The following is a 4,610-nucleotide window of genomic DNA, read 5'->3' as shown; positions in this document are numbered from 1 at the left end:
GGGCGGGGCGGCGGCGGGGGTACGGGCTGGTGCCGCTCGGGTTCGATGCCGAGGGCAGTGCCGCGCTCGCGCGGGCCGCGCGGGCGGCCGGGGTGACGCTGAACGACCTGCTGCTCGCCGCCCTCGGCCTCGCCGTCACTCGGTGGAACACGCTGCACGCCAGACCGGCGGAGCCGCTGCGGATCACCATGCCGGTCAACACCCGTGACCGCCGGGCCCGGCATGTCGGGGGCGGCAACCACTCGCGGCTCACCTCCATCGACGCGGCCGGGCGCGACGCCCGCGCCGTGCTGGCGGCCGTCGCCGCCCGCACCGCCGAGGCCAAGGCCGTGCCCTCGGGGCCCCAGGGGGGACCGGCCGCCCTCGTACTCGGGTCCGCGTGGCTGCCGCGCGGGCTGCGGCGAGTGCTCGCTCCCTGCGTGCGGTTGGCGGCGCACTCCTTCGCCGACACCACCATGCTCAGCAACCTCGGCCCGATCACCGAGCTGCCGACCGTCCTCGTGGGCGCGGGGGAGATCACCGAGCTGTGGGCGGCCGCGCCCGCGCCGATGCCGCGCGGCCTCTCGGTGACCGCCCTGGGGGCCAACGGCCGCCTGCACCTGATGTTCCGGCACCGCTTCGAGGCCCTGGACGCCCCGGCCGCCGCCGCCTTCACCCGGGTCTTCGCCGACGCCCTCACCGAACTCGCCCAACTCACCGCCGTCGCCGCCCTCACCGGCGAACTCACCGAACGCGCCGCACCCGAGCCGAGGTCCGCGGCCGCCGACGCCATCCCCGCCCCCGCGGCCGCCACCCCCCGCCGCACGGAAGGAAACCCGTGACCGACTCCGCCGCCTCCCCGCTGCGCAGCCTCTACGAGGACCCCACCGTCGTCGTGGCCTCAAGCCTGGACCGGGCCAGACGTCAACTCGCACTCCTCGAACCGCTGCTGGACCGAGCCGCGGCGGCCCGACGGCGGCTGCGCATCCTGGACGCCGGCTGCGGCGACGGAGCGGCCACCGCGCTGCTCGCCGACCGCGCGCACGGCCACACCGTCGTCGGCGCGGACTGGTCCCAGATGGCCCTGGAGCGGGCCCGGGCGCGCGGGCTGACCCTCGTGCGGGCGACCCTCGACGGCGGGGGGCTGCCGGTGGCCGACCAGACCCTCGACGTGGTCGTGTTCAGCGAGGTCATCGAGCACCTCGTGGACACCGACGCGGCCCTCGACGAGCTCGTCCGCGTGCTGCGGCCCGGCGGCTCCCTGCTGCTCTCCACGCCCAACCTGGCGGCCTGGTTCAACCGCGGGCTGCTGCTGGCGGGCGTGCAGCCGGTCTTCAGCGAGGTCAGCCTGCGGGGGATCTACGGCCGCCCCGGCCGTGAAGTCGTGGGCCACCTGCGGCTGTTCACCCGCGCCGCGCTTCTCGGGCTGCTGCGCGGCCACGATCTCGACATCGTCGCCGTCCGGGGCGCCGCCTACCACGACACGCCGCGGCTGCTGCGCCCACTGGACCGCCTGCTCCAGCACGTCCCGGAGTTCGCCGCCGACCTGATCGTCCACGCCCGCACCCCACCGGCCCCCGGCGCCGACGAGCCGGGGCGCCCCGACACCGTCCCTGCAGCGGAGGACCGCATGCCCGTGCCCGCCGAGCTCCTCGACCTGCTCGCCTGCCCCGTCGACAAGGGCCCGCTGCTCTACGACGCGCAGACGGAGAGCCTGTACAACCCGAGACTGCGCCGCGCCTACGCGATCGTCGACGGCATCCCGCAGCTGCTGGCCGACGAGGCCCGTCCGCTCGGCCCGGACGACCACGAGCGCATCACCGGCCGCCGTGCCGGGGCCGCCTCACGGGGGCGGGATAGGGTGGGCCCGTGACTCCTTCACCCGCTTCCTCCGCGGCGGATTCCGCGCCGCGGGCCGCCTCTCGGGCGCCCTCGCTCCGCAGCGAGTACCGGGAGCTGACCCGCAAGCGGTTGCTCGAGGCCGTGCGGGAGGTGCTGGAGGAGACGGACTACGCGGCGGCGACGGTCGATGAGATCGTGCGGCGCGCCGGAGCCAGCCGGGCCACGTTCTACGTGCACTTCCGTTCGAAGGCCGAGGCCGCCGCCGCGCTGCTGGAGCGGGTCACCCCGTCGGACCGGGGCCTGTACGCCACCCTTCCGAAGGCGCTGCGGAGCAAGGCGGGTCTGCGCCGTTGGCTGGAGCTGTCGCTGGGCTGGTACCAGGAGCACGCCCGGCTGCTGGCCGCGCTCAACGAGGCGATGGCCGTCGAAGGCGCGGTCGCCGAGCGTCGCTCGGCGGCGGTCGAGCGGATGGTGGAGGCGCTGCCGGAGTACCTGGCCCGCTGCGAGGACCCGGCGCGGGCGCGGGTGCGCCTGCAACTGCTGCTGCGGCAGTTCCACCAGGTGGCGATGGACACCGTGGTGCAGCCGGCCTGGCAGCCCGACCGGGACGTGCTGCTGGACGAGATGACGGCCGTGTGGTGGCTGGCCCTGGGCGGGGAGGTCTCCCCGCCCAGGGGCTGAGCCGAGCAGGCCCTGGGCGGAGACCTCCCCGCCCAGGGCCTCCGCGGCGGCGGGGTCAGTCCGCGTCGGCTCCGGTGAGGACCCGCAGCTCCACCGCGTCGTGGTCGACCCTGTCGTCGTGGTCGGCCCGGTTCCGGGTCTCCTCACGGCGCTGCCCGCGCACGCTTCCCGCCCAGCCGAGCAGGAAGGAGGCCGGGATGGAGACGAGCCCGACGCTCTGCAGCGGGGACCAGGCGAAGTCGTGCGTCGGGAAGAGCGTGCCCGGGCCGCCGGAGACGGTGGGGGAGATCAGCTGCAGGCCGATCGTGAGCGCCGCCCCGCCGTAGACGGACCACAGCAGTCCGGTGCGGTTGTAGCCGCGCCAGAAGAGGCTGCAGACCAGCGCCGGCAGCACCGCGGAGGCGGCCACGGCCACCGCCAGCATGGACAGGAACTGCACGTTGTAGCCCTGCGCCTCGACCGCGAGCAGGATGCCGACGACTCCGAAGAGCAGCGCGGCCCACCGGACCGTGCGCACCTCCTTGGCCTCGGTGAGGTGGCCGCGGCGGACCGCGTGGGCGTGCACGTCGTGGGCCAGGCTGGCGGCCGCGCTGAGGGTGATGCCGGCGACCACGGCCAGGACCGTCACGAAGACCGTGCAGGCGACGGCGGTCATCAGGGTGAGACCCGCCGTGGTGGAGGGACCGCCGGCGAGGGTTCCGGCGAGCAGCAGCAGGGACGCCTGGCCGTTGGGGTTGACGGCGGAGATCGCCTGGCCGCCCACCAGCGCGGCGGCCCCCAGGCCGAGGACGGCCAGCAGGATGCTGTAGACGCCCACGGTGCCGAGCGCGTACCGGGTGGAACGGCGCGCGGTGGCGCCGTCGGAGGTGGCGTTGATCCGCATGATCATGTGCGGCATGCAGGCGGCGCCGAGCACGACGGTCAGGTGCAGCCCGGCGATGTTGAGCGGACCGCTGGCGGTGACGCCGAACTGCGAGGTGGAGCGCAGGTAGGTGGCGGGGTGACCGCTGCCCTGCGCGGCCGCGGACAGCAGTTCGCTCGGGCTCCAGTGGAAGTGGCCCAGCACGCAGAGCGTGGTGACCGCCAGGGTGGCGGTGGTGAGGACCACCTTGGCGATCTGCATGAGGCTGGTGCCCTTCATGCCGCCCGCGAGGGTGTAGGCGACCATGAGCACGCCGATCAGCACGATGCAGATCTGCTGCGCCCCGGCGCTGGTCAGCCCCAGCAGCATCGCGGTCGCGGCGCCGGCTCCGGAGAGCTGGACGACCAGGAACGGGATGGAGACCGCGAGCGTCGCCACGGAGGCGGCGAGGCGCGGCGCCCTGCCGGGTGCGCGCAGCGCGAAGATGTCCCCGAGGGTGTAGCGGCCCGCGTTGCGCAGTGGGCCTGCGAGCACCAGCAGCGTGCTGAGCGCGAGGGCCGTGCTGACGTCCAGCATGATGCCGTTGAAGCCGGACAGGGCGATGATGCCGGTGGTGCCCAGCATGGTGGCGGCGGAGATGTAGTCCCCGGACAGGGCCAGGCCGTTCTGCAGCGGCGTCAACGTGCGGTTGGCCGTGTAGAAGTCGGCCACCTCGTCCTTGTCCGGACCGACCATGACGCAGAGCAGCAGCGACACGCAGACGAAGACGAGGAAGGCGATCAGGACCGCGGTGTGGGTGCTCTGGCCCGCCGCGGCAGGGCCGGCGGGGCCGGCGTCGGCCAGGAGGAGACGGTTCACCAGCCGCTCCATCTCCGGCCGGCGGCGCGCTCCTGCGCCGCCGTGGCCGCTGCGGCCGCCTGCTCCTCGTGCCTGGTTCGGATCCGCCGCGCCTCGGGGTCGACCTCGTGGCTGCAGCGCCGGTCGTAGCGGACGGACGTGTACAGCGAGACCACGCCGAGGGCCGCGCAGAGCAGCAGCCCCAGGTTGACGCGCCCGACGATCTCGGTGGCCAGCAGGCCGGGAGCGGCCCCGGCCAGCGCCACGAGCGCCGCGAAGCAGGCGGCGTTGACGGTGATCAGGCCGCGGTCGAGCCGGGTGACGCGCCGGCGCAGGCCGGGCAGCCCGGGGGTCCCCGGCGACTGCGGCGGCGGACCGGACGCGGGAGGCTGCCCGGGCTGGGTGGGCG

General features: G+C 75.1%; 5 protein-coding genes and 1 pseudogene. 4 read left to right on the top strand and 2 right to left on the bottom strand.

Annotated features, from left to right (window positions below; all coding sequences use genetic code 11):
- From TR48_RS43145 to TR48_RS45425, 4 genes and pseudogenes are all read left to right on the top strand, one after another.
- Positions 1-821, top strand: an 821-nt coding sequence (locus TR48_RS43145; protein ID WP_439654463.1) for a phthiocerol/phthiodiolone dimycocerosyl transferase family protein, incomplete at its 5' end; no start/stop codon positions are given.
- Positions 818-1,426 (top strand): annotated as a pseudogene (locus TR48_RS12285) (class I SAM-dependent methyltransferase); the annotation flags it as partial. The gene TR48_RS43145 and the pseudogene TR48_RS12285, both read left to right, overlap by 4 nt.
- A gap of 183 nt (positions 1,427-1,609) precedes the next feature.
- Positions 1,610-1,852, top strand: a complete 243-nt coding sequence (locus TR48_RS44945) for a Trm112 family protein (RefSeq protein ID WP_084729284.1) — start codon at positions 1,610-1,612, stop codon at positions 1,850-1,852.
- Entirely contained in the window at positions 1,849-2,502 is a 654-nt protein-coding gene (locus TR48_RS45425) for a TetR/AcrR family transcriptional regulator (RefSeq protein ID WP_084729274.1), read from the top strand. Before TR48_RS44945 ends, TR48_RS45425 begins: the two co-directional genes overlap by 4 nt.
- Before the next feature lie 55 nt (positions 2,503-2,557).
- Here TR48_RS45425 and TR48_RS12275 read toward each other — a convergent pair whose 3' ends face one another.
- Both TR48_RS12275 and TR48_RS12270 read right to left on the bottom strand, forming a co-directional pair.
- Positions 2,558-4,222 (bottom strand): sodium/solute symporter, encoded by a 1,665-nt coding sequence (locus TR48_RS12275; RefSeq protein WP_236652114.1) that lies wholly within the window; start codon positions 4,220-4,222, stop codon positions 2,558-2,560.
- Positions 4,219-4,610 (bottom strand): DUF485 domain-containing protein (locus tag TR48_RS12270; RefSeq protein WP_042366104.1); only part of this gene is annotated, 392 nt, incomplete at its 5' end. The genes TR48_RS12270 and TR48_RS12275, both read right to left, overlap by 4 nt.

This window comes from Streptacidiphilus neutrinimicus (assembly GCF_000787815.1).
In the GTDB taxonomy this organism is placed as follows: domain Bacteria; phylum Actinomycetota; class Actinomycetes; order Streptomycetales; family Streptomycetaceae; genus Streptacidiphilus; species Streptacidiphilus neutrinimicus.
This window is presented reverse-complemented; position numbering and strand designations above follow the sequence as displayed.